12 protein-coding genes, 1 other RNA gene and 1 pseudogene are annotated in these 13,635 nt (G+C 65.6%); 5 read left to right on the top strand and 9 right to left on the bottom strand.

Features of this window, described 5'->3' with window-relative positions; genetic code table 11:
• Positions 1 to 85 precede the first annotated feature (85 nt).
• Positions 86 to 841: pseudogene (locus ABQZ00_RS17750) on the bottom strand (SMP-30/gluconolactonase/LRE family protein); the annotation flags it as partial.
• 152 nt (positions 842 to 993) lie between these two features.
• Between ABQZ00_RS17750 and glnE the strand changes: the two are divergent.
• Positions 994 to 3,819, top strand: a complete 2,826-nt coding sequence (gene glnE, locus ABQZ00_RS17745) for a bifunctional [glutamate--ammonia ligase]-adenylyl-L-tyrosine phosphorylase/[glutamate--ammonia-ligase] adenylyltransferase (protein WP_323538581.1) — start codon at positions 994 to 996, stop codon at positions 3,817 to 3,819.
• Between the two features lie 187 nt (positions 3,820 to 4,006).
• Here the strand turns inward: glnE and ABQZ00_RS17740 are convergent, their stop codons facing one another.
• Together ABQZ00_RS17740 and ABQZ00_RS17735 are read right to left on the bottom strand one after the other, a co-directional pair.
• Positions 4,007 to 4,384, bottom strand: coding sequence for a cyclophilin-like fold protein (locus ABQZ00_RS17740; RefSeq protein WP_236699303.1), 378 nt, complete (start codon positions 4,382 to 4,384; stop codon positions 4,007 to 4,009).
• A 141-nt stretch (positions 4,385 to 4,525) separates the two neighbouring features.
• On the bottom strand, positions 4,526 to 5,491 hold the full coding sequence (locus tag ABQZ00_RS17735; protein ID WP_503064294.1) for an alpha/beta hydrolase: 966 nt from the start codon (positions 5,489 to 5,491) through the stop codon (positions 4,526 to 4,528).
• A 193-nt stretch (positions 5,492 to 5,684) separates the two neighbouring features.
• Here ABQZ00_RS17735 and ABQZ00_RS17730 point away from each other — a divergent pair, with 193 nt between their 5' ends.
• Positions 5,685 to 5,852, top strand: coding sequence for a hypothetical protein (locus ABQZ00_RS17730; protein WP_323538583.1), 168 nt, complete (start codon positions 5,685 to 5,687; stop codon positions 5,850 to 5,852).
• Positions 5,853 to 6,072: 220 nt separating this feature from the next.
• On the opposite strand, the gene ABQZ00_RS17725 is transcribed toward ABQZ00_RS17730, so the two are convergent.
• From ABQZ00_RS17725 to ABQZ00_RS17710, 4 genes are all read right to left on the bottom strand, one after another.
• On the bottom strand, positions 6,073 to 6,630 hold the full coding sequence (locus tag ABQZ00_RS17725; RefSeq protein WP_323538584.1) for a VUT family protein: 558 nt from the start codon (positions 6,628 to 6,630) through the stop codon (positions 6,073 to 6,075).
• A gap of 263 nt (positions 6,631 to 6,893) precedes the next feature.
• Positions 6,894 to 7,403 (bottom strand): hypothetical protein, encoded by a 510-nt coding sequence (locus ABQZ00_RS17720; protein ID WP_323538585.1) that lies wholly within the window; start codon positions 7,401 to 7,403, stop codon positions 6,894 to 6,896.
• On the bottom strand, positions 7,400 to 8,254 hold the full coding sequence (locus ABQZ00_RS17715) for a DUF2145 domain-containing protein (RefSeq protein ID WP_323538586.1): 855 nt from the start codon (positions 8,252 to 8,254) through the stop codon (positions 7,400 to 7,402). The genes ABQZ00_RS17720 and ABQZ00_RS17715 overlap by 4 nt, the downstream gene beginning before the upstream one ends.
• A gap of 45 nt (positions 8,255 to 8,299) precedes the next feature.
• Positions 8,300 to 9,247 carry a mitochondrial fission ELM1 family protein gene (locus tag ABQZ00_RS17710; RefSeq protein WP_323538587.1) on the bottom strand — a complete coding sequence of 316 codons (948 nt, stop codon included), beginning with the start codon at positions 9,245 to 9,247 and terminating at the stop codon, positions 8,300 to 8,302.
• A gap of 134 nt (positions 9,248 to 9,381) precedes the next feature.
• Between ABQZ00_RS17710 and ABQZ00_RS17705 the strand changes: the two genes are divergently transcribed.
• The 3 genes from ABQZ00_RS17705 to ABQZ00_RS17695 all read left to right on the top strand — a co-directional run bounded on the left by ABQZ00_RS17705 (position 9,382) and on the right by ABQZ00_RS17695 (position 11,194).
• Entirely contained in the window at positions 9,382 to 9,972 is a 591-nt protein-coding gene (locus ABQZ00_RS17705; RefSeq protein ID WP_055853071.1) for a malonic semialdehyde reductase, read from the top strand.
• A 303-nt stretch (positions 9,973 to 10,275) separates the two neighbouring features.
• A non-coding RNA gene (locus tag ABQZ00_RS17700) (sX9 sRNA) lies at positions 10,276 to 10,353 on the top strand.
• Between the two features lie 124 nt (positions 10,354 to 10,477).
• Positions 10,478 to 11,194, top strand: coding sequence for a YceI family protein (locus tag ABQZ00_RS17695; protein ID WP_082473606.1), 717 nt, complete (start codon positions 10,478 to 10,480; stop codon positions 11,192 to 11,194).
• Positions 11,195 to 11,464: 270 nt separating this feature from the next.
• Here ABQZ00_RS17695 and ABQZ00_RS17690 read toward each other — a convergent pair whose 3' ends face one another.
• Together ABQZ00_RS17690 and ABQZ00_RS17685 are read right to left on the bottom strand one after the other, a co-directional pair.
• Positions 11,465 to 12,253 carry a siderophore-interacting protein gene (locus ABQZ00_RS17690; RefSeq protein ID WP_323538588.1) on the bottom strand — a complete coding sequence of 263 codons (789 nt, stop codon included), beginning with the start codon at positions 12,251 to 12,253 and terminating at the stop codon, positions 11,465 to 11,467.
• A gap of 694 nt (positions 12,254 to 12,947) precedes the next feature.
• Entirely contained in the window at positions 12,948 to 13,490 is a 543-nt protein-coding gene (locus tag ABQZ00_RS17685) for a PadR family transcriptional regulator (RefSeq protein WP_323538589.1), read from the bottom strand.
• Positions 13,491 to 13,635 lie beyond the last annotated feature (145 nt).

The following is a 13,635-nucleotide window of genomic DNA, read 5'->3' as shown; positions in this document are numbered from 1 at the left end:
GCCCGCTGGCAGTTCGCTGCAAGCGGGCTTTTTATTGCCTGACGTTTGACCAGTCAAGCATGTGCAGCTGCGTAAAGCACGGGATTTACCGCAGTTCCGGCATCCACAGCGTGCTGCCGCCGCTGATGAACAGCCGCCGCTGATCCTGATCGAAGCTGCAGTGACGCGGTGCGGGGGGCGCTACCAGCCGCAACAGGTGTCCCTCCGGAACGAAGATGCACGCGCCTGCGCCGGAGCTGCTCCACAGCCATCCTTGCCGGCCCACCTAGAAGCCGTCGGCCAGGCCGTTCGGCACCCCTGCAAGGCGGCGTCGATCGTGCAGTGCACCATCGCACCAATCCCATGCGGTGATCTCCGGTTCGCCAGGGCCGTCCTCCGGGGTTTGCGACACTTACAGCACGCGCGCGTCGGGCGAAAACGCCAGGCCATTGGGGTGATCCAGCCTTGCCATGCACTGCAGCGGGCCAGCATCGTGCGGCCGCCGATAGACCGCCGTGGTGGTCCAGTTCCTGCGGGCCGGGGTAGCTCTGGCGGGCTTGAGCAGGCCAGACGGCGGGCCGATGAACTAGATCGCGCCGCCACGCGCCACGCTCGGCGCGTTGGGCGACTTCAACCGTTCGCCCTCGAAACGCCCGACCAGCAAATGCGCCCGTCCAGCCGCATCGCTGCGGGTGATGGCGCGGCGGCCATGCGCGCAAGGCACCAGCGGCCGTTGCGCATCCACCGCATCGCCGTTGCTGAAGGCGGTGGCGTCCAGTAGCACTCCCACTGCGCCGTCTTCGCGCCAACCGAGCACGCGGCGGCCCGCCACCTCGCTCCACACCCGCGTGCGTTGCGCCTCGCATCACACCGGGCCTGGCCTGGTCGTACAGGTTTGCAGGCGCACTCGCCTGCGTCACGCATCGCGCAGGCGGGTGCGCAGGCAGCACGCCGCAGCCGGATGATGGAGCACGCACACATGCCGCTACCGTGCAGGGATGCCAGAATCGACGCATGTCGCTGCCCATCACATCTGCTTCTCCTGCGCTCACCGCTCTGATTGAGCGGGCCGTGGCGCGCGTCCGCCAGGCTGTCCCTGCCGAGCAGCCGTGGCCCGGCGGCGATTTTGCGCAAGCGCTCGAACAGGTCGCGCTTGTCAGCGACTTCGCGCTGGAAACCCTGGCGCGCCAGCCGGCACTGCTGCTGCACCTGGCCCAGGCCGATCCGCCACCGCTGCCGGTGCCAACGCTCGACCCGGCGCAGCCACAGGCCTGGGCGGCGCAGTTACGGCGCTACCGCGCCGCTGAATCCACCCGCCTGGTGTGGCGCGATGTGCTGGGCCTGGACAGCGTGGACGCCACACTTGCCGGTGCGACCCGGTTGGCGGAAGCCTGCCTGCAATGTGCGCTGCAGGCGCTGGAGCAGCAGTTCGCCAGCCGCCATGGGCAGGTGATGGCCGAAGACGGCAGCGTGCAGCAGCTGGTGGTCTTCGGGCTGGGCAAACTCGGCGGCGGCGAGCTGAATTTTTCTTCGGATGTGGATCTGGTCTACGCCTACCCGCAGGGCGGGCAGTCTACCGGCGCACGCCCGTTGGCGGCCGAAGAATACTTCGCGCGATTGGGCCAGCAACTGGCCAAGTTGCTCGACGAAACCACCGCCGATGGGTTCAGCCACCGCGTGGACTTGCGCCTGCGCCCGTTCGGCACCGCCGGCCGCGTGGCGTTGTCGTTCACCGGCATGGACCAGTATTTCCAGCGCGAAGGCCGCGACTGGGAACGCTATGCCTGGCTCAAGGCACGCGCGGTGGCCGGCGACATCGCTGCCGGCGAGGCCTGGCTGGAAACGCTGCGGCCGTTCGTCTACCGGCGCTATCTGGATTTCACTGCACTGGACGGCTTGCGCGAAATGAAAGCCGCCATCACTGCCGAAGTGGCGCGGCACGACCGGCTGGACGACATCAAGCGCGGGCCCGGCGGCATTCGCGAGATTGAATTTCTTGCGCAATCGCTGCAGCTGATCCGCGCCGGACGCGAGCCCGCGTTGCGCGAGCGGCGGCTGTTGCCTGCATTACAGGCGCTGGTTGCAGCAGGCCAGATCGAAGCGGACAACGGTACGGCCTTGACCGAGGCGTATCGCTTTTTGCGCCGTCTGGAAAACCGCCTGCAGATGTTGCGCGATGCGCAGACCCATGCGTTGCCGCAGGCGCCGTTGGACCGCGAGCGGATCGCGTTGGGCCTGGGCCATGCGGACTGGCCGGCGCTGCTGGACGCGCTGGCCCCGCATCGCAGCCGGGTGGCGGCGGAGTTTGCCGAGTTGCTGGCACCGCGCGTGCGCGCCACTGCGCCGGATGCGCTGGCCGATTACTGGCGCGCATTGCCCGAGGGCGATGCGGCGCCGCTGCTGGGCATCGGCTTGCACGATCCCGCCAACGCGCATCAGGTGTTGAGCGATTTTGCGCAGTCGTCCGGCGTGCATGCACTGTCCGATAGCGCGCGGGTACGGCTCGATCGGGTCATGCCGGCATTGCTGCACGCGGCCACGCGCGCCAGCCAGCCCGATGCCGCCGTGCGGCGCATGCTGGGCCTATTGCAGGCCACCTTGCGCCGCACCAGCTACCTGGCGCTGCTGGACGAACAACCCAGTGCGCTGGCACGCCTGGTCGATGTGCTCTCGCGTAGTGCGCTGCTGGCCGAGCGCCTGGCCGCCTATCCGTTGCTGCTGGACGAGTTGCTCGACACCCGCATCAGCGGGCCATTGCCCGATCGCGCGGCCCTGCATGCGGCATGTGCCGACACGCTGCAGATCGACGATACCGAAGCGGCCTTGCGCGAACTCAACGAGCGCCGGTTGGCGCTGAGTTTCCGTATCGCGCTGGCCACGCTCGATGGCCGTCAACTTGCGGTGGACAGCACCCGGCAACTGGCCTGGCTTGCCGAGGCGGTAGTGCAGACCGTCCTGCAGCTGGCGCGCGTCGAGCTGGTCGCCGCGCACGGGCAGGTGCCCGGCGGCACCTTCGCCATCATCGGCTACGGCAGCCTGGGTGGGCTGGAACTGGGCTTCGGCTCGGATCTGGACCTGGTGTTTCTCTATGATCATCCGCGTGCGGTGGAAAGCTCCGACGGCAAGCGGCCATTGGAAGCCGGGCGCTGGTTCGCACGGTTTGCGCAGAAGGTGATGGCGTTGCTCGCTGCCGAAACCGGCGCTGGCCGGCTCTACGACATCGACGTGCGGCTGCGTCCGGACGGCGGCAAAGGTGCGCTGGTGTCGTCGCTGGCCAGCTACCGCGAGTATCAGCGCGAACGCGCGTGGACCTGGGAGCATCAGGCGCTGGTGCGCGCACGTGCGGTCGCAGGCGACGCAGCGCTGTGCGAGGCGTTTGCGCAGGTACGCCGCGAGACGCTGGCGCGCGTGCGCGACACTGCGCTGCTGCACGAAGACGTGCGCAAGATGCGCGCACGCATGCGCGCCGAACTCGATCGCAGCGATGCCGGCCGGCTGGATCTCAAGCAGGGCGCCGGCGGCCTGGTCGATCTGGAATTCCTGTTGCAGGCCGGTGTGCTCGGCCAGGCGGCGCAGCATCCGCCGTTGCTGCAGGTCTGCGACACGCCCGCACTGATCGATGCACTGGTGCAGGCGCAGTGGTTGCCCGCGTCTGCCGCGCAAGCGCTGCACGACGCACATGCCACGCTGGTGGATGCCGGGCTGGCCTGCACGCTCGACCGGCGCCCGCGACTGATCACGCCAACTGCCGCCATCCAGCAGGCCACCGGCAGCATCTTTGCGATTGCGCAGGCGCAAGGCCTGGCGTTTCCGCGCGGTAGGGACGCACCGCGTGGGTGAGGCATTACGCCGTGGTGTGCAGGTGATTCACAGTGCCACCTGCGTGCTGCCGCTGGCGCAGGAGGCCAGGCGCAGGAGTGGCTCAGCAGGAGATTGAGGCCCGCGTCGGCAAGCGGGTCTGGCAAGGCCTGCAGCAACGGTAGCGCGCCATGTGCAGCGCAGCTGATGCGTGTCGTGATCGCCCGCCTCAGTGCGGCGGCGGTGCCGCAGCCGCGGGCGCCGCACGTGCGATGGTCGCGGTGAAGCTGGCCGAGCGTGTCAGCGCCTGTGGGTTGGACACGATCCGCCCCAGCCGCACCAAATCGCGCGATGGCGTGTAGCCGCGGTAGAACACCGCCAGGTTGCCCCATGGCACGTAATACATCAGGTCGCCTACCTGTGCCGGGCCGGCAGGGCCAACCGCGCTCAGGTCGAGCTTGCTTGGCAGGTAGCTGATCTTTTCGCTGCCATGGAAGTCTTCGAACGGCACGGTCATCGGCAACCGCGCGAGCAGGTCGCGCGTGGCCGAGTGATCGACTAGCTCTGCTTCGACGACGTCATCGCCGATGGTGAGGGTGATACGCATCGTGCGCTCCGGTGTATGTGGGGTGGCCGCTGCTGGTGGCGTTGCAGCCGAGCAGGCGGTGACCAGGAAAGCGCACCCCAGTAACAGGGTGCGCACGCAGGCGCTGGGGCGAAGGATCGGCATCGGCGCTGTCCTAGTGGGTTACCGCAGGTGCTTGCGGAAGAACGCGGTGAGCGTGTCGAACGGAATCAGATCCACGCGATCGTACAAGTCCACGTGTCCTGCGTCCGGCACGATCACCAATCGCTTGGGCTGGCCAGCCAGACGGTACGCCTCTTCGCTGAACTCGCGCGAATGCGCCTTCTCGCCGGTAATGAACAGCATCGGCCGCGGCGAGATGGTCTCGATGTCGTTGAACGGGTAGAAGTTCATGAACTTGACGTTGCTGGTCAGCGTCGGCCGTGTGGTGTGCTCGGGCGACTGGCCCTTGGGCGTGTACTGTCCGCGCGGTGTCCGATAGAAATCGTAGAACTCGCGTTCGATCGGGTTGGATTCCGGCGTCAGCGCCAGGACCGTGCCGCCGGTGTATTCCACCGGCTCGCCGCTGAATTCAACCGAGCGTTGTTTGGCGGCCGCGGCGATGATCTGCTTGCGCTGCGCCAGGCTGAGCCCATGACGCAGGCCGTTGCGGTTGGCCGCACCCATGTCGTACATGCTCACCGTGGCGATCGCGTGCATGCGTGGGTCGATCTTGGCCGCGCTGATCACAAAGCTGCCACTGCCGCAGATACCCAGCGCACCGATCTGCTCACGATCGACAAACGTTTGCGTTTCCAAGAAATCCACTGCCGCACTGAAGTCTTCGGCATAGATGTCCGGCGACACCGCGTTGCGCGGTTGCCCTTCGCTTTCGCCCCAGAACGACAGGTCCAGGGACAGCGTCACAAAGCCCTGTTCGGCAAGTTTGGTGGCGTAGAGATTGGCGCTCTGTTCCTTGGTCGCACCCATTGGATGCCCCACCACAATGGCCGGATGCCGCTTGCCGGTGTCCAGACCCTTGGGGACGAACAGGTTGCCGGCCACGGTCATCTGGTACTGATTCTTGAAGGTGACCTTTTGCACGGTCACCGTCTCGCTGGTGTAGAAATTATCGGCACCGTTGGACATGTCTGCTCCTAGCGTTGGGAATGAAACAAGCAAGAGCACCAGAAGGAAGATGCGCAGTTGCATGGTGTGGCTCTCATGAAAGGTGCACGCCGCCCGCAGCTATGTGCTGCTGTAGTGGCGTTTGCCGGTGGATGAAGAGATGACGTGTGCGGCCAACGGGCGACGCCGTGCGGGCAGTGGCATGGCTGCAGCAATGCCCTTTGCGATGTCGCCGATGACCGCGCTGCATCACCGTGTGCGAGCGCTACGCCGCGATGCATGCAGCCTCACGCCGCTGGTATGTTTATTGCGCTTTTTGCGTGCCTACCTGCTGCAGCCGGTGGGCGTTGCTGCCGCCGTGGTGCGTCTTGCGGTGGCCTAATGTAGGTCAAGCGATGCGCCAGAGCATTGCCGCCACGTGCATGCCTTCATGTGGCCGTTTCATGAGTGCTGCGATGTGCCGTGCGCATGGCAACGTGGGTCGCCTTCTGCCATGCACGCGGTATGTGCTGACGCGTACACAGACTGGGTGTCTGTGGCGGTGGCGAATCGTTTACAGCGCAGGTGCCCATGCGCGCAAGGTGAGAGAGCGCAACCGTGATTCAGCTATTCGCCCGAGGCGCACTGCGCCAGAGCAACGCACGGAACGGCCCGAGCAAGAACACGCCCATGCCCAGCTTCACCGCCAGATCGCCCGCGGCCCAGCTCACCCACGGCAGCGATGCACCGGCAAAGGCGATGCTCCAGAAGAGTGCGGTATCCAGCGTGGCGCTGCAGGTGGTGGCCACGATCGGCGCACGCCACCAGCTACCGTTGCGCAACCGGTCGAACACGGTGATATCCAACAGCTGTGCCGCAATGAACGCCGTGCACGAGGCCGCTGCAATGCGCGGTGTCGCCAGCCAGATCGACAACAGCACCGCCAGCGCGAACCCGCACCAGGCCACCGTGCGCGCTGCGCGTGGGCCGAAGCGGCGATTGATCAGGTTGCTGACCAAAAACGCCAATGGATACGAGAACGCACCCCAGGTCAGCCAGTCGTTGATCGGGTACTGCACCAGGATGTTGGACAACAGCACCACCGCGCCCATGGCCACTACCGCACATGCCAATGCGCGGGCGGTAAGGGGAGCAAACGGGGTAGGGGGCGCGGAAGACATGGCAGCGATACGTAGCAAACAGAACGGAGAGCGCGTGTGTCGCTGGCGATCGGCAACGCGCGCAGGTCGCTAGTGTACGAGCGCGATAGATGGATGCGAGCGTCGGACGTGCAGGTGGTGCGGCAAGCGGACAGGCGCGCGCGGTGCGTTGGGGCGTGGGTTGCCCGTCGCCGCAGGCCGATCGCGATCAGCCGCAATCGTGACGCTGCGACCAAGGCGGCGTTACGGTGCCTCAGGCGCGCGGCCTCGGCGGCACACTGGACTCACCAGACGCGACTGCTGCTGTTGACCACTGCATCGCCGGTCGGCAGGAAGGCCAGAGCCTGGCCTTGCGGCGCATGCACGGTCCAGCCACTGCCGGCGGGACTGGGCTGGAACGTCACCACCTCGCCGACGTGGAAGGCTGCGGCGGGATCGTCCTGGCGTGCCGGCCATTGCAGTACCGCAGTGGTTTCGGCCTGTTGCGGGTCTTGCAGGCGCACCTGGCGTGCGCCTTCGGGCAGGGTATTGACGGCCTCCACGCGCATTGCCGGCAGCTTGCCCGCGCGTGTCTCGCGACGTGACTCGGCCAACGCGTTATATGCTGCAACTGGTGGGGCAAAGACCGAACCCACCACAGCGGACGCGACCAGCACCGGCGTGGCCAATGCCAGCGCAGAATAGAACTCGGATTTTTCACCGGGTGTGGTCGCTTCGCCGGCGTGCGCGCAGGGCACGGCCAAGGCAGCGAACAGGCATGCGCTTGCAGCGAGACAGGAACGGGCGTGCATCATGGCGTTTCTCCAGCTGTGTCGACGACGCGAGCGATAGACAGTTCCTGCAGGACGGCGTCGCGTTGATGCAGGAAGTCGAAGACCGATTCGACCGTGACCACCGAATAATTGCCTGACACCCGCTCACCGGCGGGGTGGTCGGAGGTTGCGGCATTGGCGGCGACGAAGCGCGCGCCCAGGCGCTGGCGCAGATCCAGATGCAGGATGCTGGGGTGGTAGCGTGCGGCACGCAACCAGGCCTGCGCCTTGCGGCGGTCGTCAATCAGCTCCGGCGGTTGCGCTTGCGCCGCCAACGCGACCGCCAACACTTCCAGCACCCATTGATTGGAGTTCTGGTACTCGGTAGAGAACGGATACGCCACGATGCTGTAGCGCGTTTCATGCAGCCGGTGGGCGATGTTGCCGTTGCCGCTCAGCAGATCGTGCAGCCGTTGCTGCACTGCGCGGGTCGGGATGCCTACGCGCAGGTCGCTGCTCAATGCGCTTTCGCCGACAAAATTGCTCAGGCCTTCCACATACAGCTGGGACGCGTCGCTCTTGCAGCGATTGAGCAGGTGCCGCACGCGCCAGAGACCATCCTCGTCGCGCAGCGCAAATGCCAGGTGGCTATGTTTCAGGCCATAACGGCTCAGGTCCTGGCCGCCGCGCGCCAACAGCACGACCTGCGCATCGGGCAATGCATTCAGCGCTCGCGCGGTGTCGCTGGCCATGTCGAACATCGCAGCGGTGGTATGCGGTGTGGGGTAGCGCGGCACGCACGCAGGCGTAGCGGCTGCGGCCAACGGCAATGCGGCCAGCAGTGCCAGCGTGATCGCCGGTCCGGTTGCGTGTTTGATCCCTGGTGGCTTCATTGATCGCAGCATCCTTGTGTCGGGCGCCATCGTCGGGCGCGTGATTCACCGCGACAGGCGCGCGCGCACCTGCAGGGCGATGTGCTCGGTTTCGCGCACCGGCAGGATATCGGCCGCGGCGCGTAAAACTTCATCGCGTGCACACAGCCGCTGACGGTGCCGCAGCGCCTGCACATGGCAGCCGACGCGTCCGTTGGCGCGGTCGCCGAATGCGGCAGCCACCGGCACGCGCGTGGCGCAGGCCTCAGACAACAGGTTGACCGAGTCGGCGCTGGCCACGATCGCATCGGCCCAGCCCAGCAGGCCGGCGTACGGGTTGGGGCCGTCGCGGTCGTCGCACCACAGCAGGTGCGGTAAGCCGCTACAGATCGCGCGCAACGGGGCGATCGCCTCCGCCGGCGTGCGGCGTGAGACGGTGACCAGCAGGCTGCCGCCGGCCGCGCGCAGTTGCTCGCGCAGCGGCGTGCACAGCGCGGTCAGCTCCTGCGTTGTCCATGGCACCTGCGCGGTGGGTCCGCCGACCAGCAGCGCCAGCCGCGGGCCGGGCAGGCGGCCCAGTGCCGGGAACGCGGCGCGCCCGTCCGCCAGCCAGGCATCGTCCACCGGATGCAGGCTGCCGAGCAGGGTGAGCACGTTACTGCCGCGTAGCGCGTCGTGCTCGGGCACGATCAGCAGATCCCAGTGGCGGGCATCCAGGCGCGGGTACAGGATCTGCACGCTACGGCTGCCGTGCGCGCGCAGCAGCCGGGTGGCCAGCGCTGCCTGGCGGCCACAGCCGATGGCCAGGGCGGGGGGCTGCTGCAGTTGCTGGGCAAACGCTGCGCCAAATGCGCGTTGTGCGCCGGGTAGCAGACGCGGTGCCGCCCAGCGCCAGGGCGGCTGCGTGTGCAGATGGATCGGCTGGAAGGCCTCAGGTTGCAGTGCCCGCGCCAGCGCTTCGGCCTGGCGCGCATTGCCGGCGCGGCCGTCGCTCAGCGCCCAGGTCACCGCCATCGTTTCAGATCCGACATAGATTTGTTTCAGATTGAACGCGTGTGGCGGCAATCGCGCCACTCTACACTGCGGGTCTTCACACTGGTGCCGACGCCGCAGCTTACCGTCGCGCCACCCTTTCTTCTGGAGTGCTCATGTCCGACTCGCTCAACGCCGCCGCACTGGATCAGCTGTTCCGTACCGCCCGCACGCAAAACGCGTTTGCCGACACGCCGGTCAGCCAGGACGTGCTGCGTGAGCTCTATGAGTTGGTGAAGTGGGGACCCACCGCCGCCAATAGCTCGCCGGCGCGCTTTGTGTTCGTGACCAGCGCCGAGGGCAAGGCCAAGCTCAAGCCGGCGCTGTCCGAAGGCAATGCAGCCAAGACGCTGGCCGCGCCGGTCACGGTGATCGTGGCCCACGACGAAGACTTCCACGAAAAGCTGCCGTACCTGTTCCCGCATGCCGATGCCAAGAGCTGGTTCGAGGGCCCACGCGAAGGCCGCACCGAATCGGCGTTCCGCAACGGCTCGCTGCAGGGCGCCTATCTGATTCTGGCTGCGCGCGCGCTGGGTCTGGATGCCGGCCCGATGTCGGGCTTCGACAACGCCAAGGTGGATGCGGCGTTCTTCGCCGGTACGCCGATCAAGTCCAACTTCCTGATCAATCTTGGCTACGGCGACCCGGCCGGGTTGTTCCCGCGTTCGCCGCGCCTGAGCTTCGATGAAGCTGCGCGCTTCGAGTGATGGTCTGCATCACTGAGACGCGCCGTGTGTGATGCATGCGTTGTGAGATCAACGCTGCGGCGTGTCTGACGGCATCATCGCCCGTCGTCATGTGTGCTACCCGGTGCCGATCGCTATTTGTTTTTGCCGCATTGCTGTGTGTCGTCGATGAAGCGATTGCGCTCACCCTCAAGTGAGCGCGGCCGATGCTCGGAAAGGGTGGATGCCACATGTCCACTGCGCTTTCGAGCCTGCGGTTCTTGGAGTCGTCAACAAAACCGCTGCGCTAACCGCCAGACGGGCGCGGCAGGTGCTCGGTGCGGGATGTGCCACTCGGTACACTCCGGTTCCGAGCGCGCCGTCCACACCCACCTGACGACTGCTCGCTACGGTGTGTTGGCCGCTCTTCGTCGCCTGACCACTGTGTGCAAGATATGGTTGCCGCTACAGTTTCCTGCAGTCCTCGTCCGTCTGCATCTGTCCCATCCGCGTTGATCCAACGCGTCTCTCATCACATGGAGTTCCAATGAAAACCACCCACAAACTGCTGCTGCCGCTCGCCCTGACCCTGGCCATCGCCGCCTGCTCCAAGCCGGCCGACAACGCCGCCGCACCGGCCGCCGAAACCCCCGCCGCCACCGCGCCGGCCGATGCCGCTGCCGCCACTCCAGCTCCGGCTGCCTCGACCGCTCCTGCGGTGGAAGTGGCCTCGGGTACCTACACCCTGGACCCGAGCCACACCGACGTGCTGGCGCAGTGGAGCCACTTCGGCTTCTCCAACCCGAGCGCGCATTTCGGCAATGTCGACGGCACCCTGGTGTACGACGCGGCCGACGTGACCAAGTCCACCGTGCAGGTGACCCTGCCGCTGTCCGGCTTGAACAGCTTCACCGCCAAGTTCGATGAGCACCTGAAGAGCGGTGACTTCTTCGACGCGGCCAAGTTCCCGACCGCCACCTTCAAGAGCACCAAGGTCGAATCGGCCGGCGCCAACAAGCTGACCGTTACCGGCGACCTGACCATCAAGGATCAGACCAAGCCGGTCGTGCTGGACGTCACCCTCAACGGTGCCGGCGAGCATCCGATGAAGAAGGTGGCGGCTGCCGGTTTCGACGCCACCACCACGATCAAGCGCAGCGACTTCGGCGTGGGCCAGTACGCCCCGAACGTCAGCGACGAGGTCAAGATCCGCATCACCACCGAAGCCCTGCAGGCCAAGGCCGGCGACGCTGCTGCGAAGTAATTCGCGCAGTGCGGTAAATCAGACCGGTGTGAGCGATCACACCGATCTGTGGAATGCAAAAGCCCGCCAATTGGCGGGCTTTTTGTTTGTGCGCCTGAAGCACGTTGCTGTTAAAAGCTGCACCTGTAGGAGCGCCCCGGCCGCGAACGCGTTACCGATAGGCCCACCCGCGAAGCGCAACCAAATCAGTAAACCTTCATCGCACTAGCGCATTCGCATGAGGGTGATCCAGGTTCGCGATACCCAGATAGATCGCACTCACGACATGCCTCACTCCCCGGCCGGATCCGCCTTCCAGTATCCCTTCGCGCGGATCCACTCCTTGTCTACGCCCATGTGCTCTTCCACAAACCTGCGCATGGCCCGCGCGCGCATCGATTCGGCGCCGATCCAGTAAAACGTGTCGCCGTCGTGCGGCTCGTAATCGCGCAGGCTGTCTTCCAGCAAGGTGCTGCTGGCCGCATCGAAGCCGTTGCGCTCCAGCCAGTACACAGCGACATCGGCGGCGCTGATCAGCTCCTGTCGCTCGTCTGCATCGGCCACTTCGATAAAGACCTCTGCCTGCATGTCGGCCGGCATCGACTCCAGCCAGCGACTGATCGCGGGTAGCGCGGTTTCATCGCCGATCAGCACGTAATGGTCAAAGTCGTCGGCCACCAGAAACGAGCCGCGTGGGCCGCCGATCTTCAGCGCATCGCCGGGCTGCGCCTGTGCTGCCCAACTGGATGCCACACCGTCGCCATGCAGCACGAAATCGATACTCAGCTCGCCGCTCTGCGGATCGAACGCACGCGGGGTGTAATCGCGGCCGGGCGAGGGCAGTGCGCCTTCGGCGTAGCGCGGTCCTTCCGGGGTCATGGTCGGCAGCACGAAGGCGCCATCGGTATTGGGGAAAAACAGTTTGACGTGGTCGTCCGGCGCTTCGCTTTGAAAGCCGGCCAGCTCACTGCCGCCAAACACAATGCGGCGCATCTGCGGAGTGATCGACTCGCAACGGACCACTTCCACGGAACGCAGGCGCGAGTCGCGGCGAAGTTGGGTATTGGTGTGTGCAGCCATGGTGGTGCGATTCCTGATGGTGTCGCGCACAGATGCGCGGCGTGGGGGTGGTAACAGTTACGGCGGTGACACGATGGATAGCTAAGACTGGCTAACAAGACGACTGCGCTCAGGGCCAGGCGGGGGCCGCAGGTGCTCGGTGCGGTATGTAGTCCTCGTAGGCTCTGGTTCTGGGTGCGCTGTCCATGTCTAGTTGACGATTGGTTGCTGGTTTTTACGGCTCTAAAACTTGCTGAGTGCCAAGACACCGCTGTTCTTCTTCCCGCTTCGAGGTGTTTCTTCCTGCAGGTGGAGAAGGTGACGCGTAGTTGTGGGTGGAGGAGGTTGAGCGACATGTTGTGTGGTTGGAATGTTCGTGAGGCTTCGCGCCGTACCTCACCCCAACCCCTCTCCCGAGGGGAGAGGGGCTTTAGCAAAGCCCGCAACGCCTGGCGACGGAACGAACAGTCAACGGAACTTCCGATCAACAGAACAGCCAATCAACTCAACAGAACGCCCGATCAACAGAACAGCCAATCAACTCAACAGAACGCCCGATCAACAGAGCAGCCAATCAACTCAACAGAACGACCGATCAACAGAACCGGCCAGCAGACTCGCTGTCGCAACGTCGCAACGTCGCAACGTCGCAACGTCGCAACATCGCAACATCGCAACATCGCAACAACGGCTGCCGTCGACGCTGCAACACCCCTCAGTGCTCGTCCTGCTCCATGCCGTCGGCGGCGGCGTTGAGCAGTGCGGCAATCCGTTCGATGTCTGCTTCGCTCCACTGGCCGTGGCGTGCAAACAGGCCGTGCTTGATGCGGTGGATTGCCTCGCGGATGGGTTCGGGTGTCTGCGCCTTGATCAGCTCGCGTGCGCGGCGATGGGTGCGCGCCAGTGCGGCATCCAGGGCGTCGCGTTGATCGGCGGCGTAGCTGCGGCCGGCGTCGGTGATCCGATACTGCTTGCGGCCCTGTTCCAGATCGGTCTGCACCCAGCCATCGGCTTCCAGCTGCGCCAACGCCGGGTAGATCGCGCCGGCGCTGGGCGTGTACAGGCCTTTGAACAGCGCGGTGATCTGCCGCATCAACTCGTAGCCGTGGCGTGGGTGCTGTTCGATCAAGGCCAGCAGCAGCAGGCGCAGATCGCCATGCCCTAGCGGCCGGATGCGCGCACTGCCGCGCCCGGAGACGTTGCCGTCGGCGGCATCCAGATCGGCCAAGACCGCATGGTGGCGGGTGTTCGGTTTCATTCGATATATCGAAGCATGCAAAAACGATATATCGAAGTGCGGGCGGCCGCAAGCACTTAGCTGTCGCATTGCTGACCGTCCGTCGCCACGTCATCCACCGATGCTGCAACGCGTCTAGACAGCACCTCTTTCCATAATTACGATG

The organism is Xanthomonas sp. WHRI 10204 (assembly GCF_040202875.1).
Classification (GTDB): Bacteria; Pseudomonadota; Gammaproteobacteria; order Xanthomonadales; family Xanthomonadaceae; genus Xanthomonas.
This window is presented reverse-complemented; position numbering and strand designations above follow the sequence as displayed.

Excerpts from the sequence above, each read along its gene's own strand:
- glnE (WP_323538581.1), top strand. The coding sequence starts at position 994 with ATGTCGCTGCCCATCACATCTGCTTCTCCTGCGCTCACCGCTCTGATT.
- ABQZ00_RS17740 (WP_236699303.1), bottom strand. The coding sequence starts at position 4,384 with ATGCGTATCACCCTCACCATCGGCGATGACGTCGTCGAAGCAGAGCTA.
- ABQZ00_RS17735 (WP_503064294.1), bottom strand. The coding sequence starts at position 5,491 with ATGTCCAACGGTGCCGATAATTTCTACACCAGCGAGACGGTGACCGTG.
- ABQZ00_RS17730 (WP_323538583.1), top strand. The coding sequence starts at position 5,685 with ATGCCCTTTGCGATGTCGCCGATGACCGCGCTGCATCACCGTGTGCGA.
- ABQZ00_RS17725 (WP_323538584.1), bottom strand. The coding sequence starts at position 6,630 with ATGTCTTCCGCGCCCCCTACCCCGTTTGCTCCCCTTACCGCCCGCGCA.
- ABQZ00_RS17720 (WP_323538585.1), bottom strand. The coding sequence starts at position 7,403 with ATGATGCACGCCCGTTCCTGTCTCGCTGCAAGCGCATGCCTGTTCGCT.
- ABQZ00_RS17715 (WP_323538586.1), bottom strand. The coding sequence starts at position 8,254 with ATGAAGCCACCAGGGATCAAACACGCAACCGGACCGGCGATCACGCTG.
- ABQZ00_RS17710 (WP_323538587.1), bottom strand. The coding sequence starts at position 9,247 with ATGGCGGTGACCTGGGCGCTGAGCGACGGCCGCGCCGGCAATGCGCGC.
- ABQZ00_RS17705 (WP_055853071.1), top strand. The coding sequence starts at position 9,382 with ATGTCCGACTCGCTCAACGCCGCCGCACTGGATCAGCTGTTCCGTACC.
- ABQZ00_RS17695 (WP_082473606.1), top strand. The coding sequence starts at position 10,478 with ATGAAAACCACCCACAAACTGCTGCTGCCGCTCGCCCTGACCCTGGCC.
- ABQZ00_RS17690 (WP_323538588.1), bottom strand. The coding sequence starts at position 12,253 with ATGGCTGCACACACCAATACCCAACTTCGCCGCGACTCGCGCCTGCGT.
- ABQZ00_RS17685 (WP_323538589.1), bottom strand. The coding sequence starts at position 13,490 with ATGAAACCGAACACCCGCCACCATGCGGTCTTGGCCGATCTGGATGCC.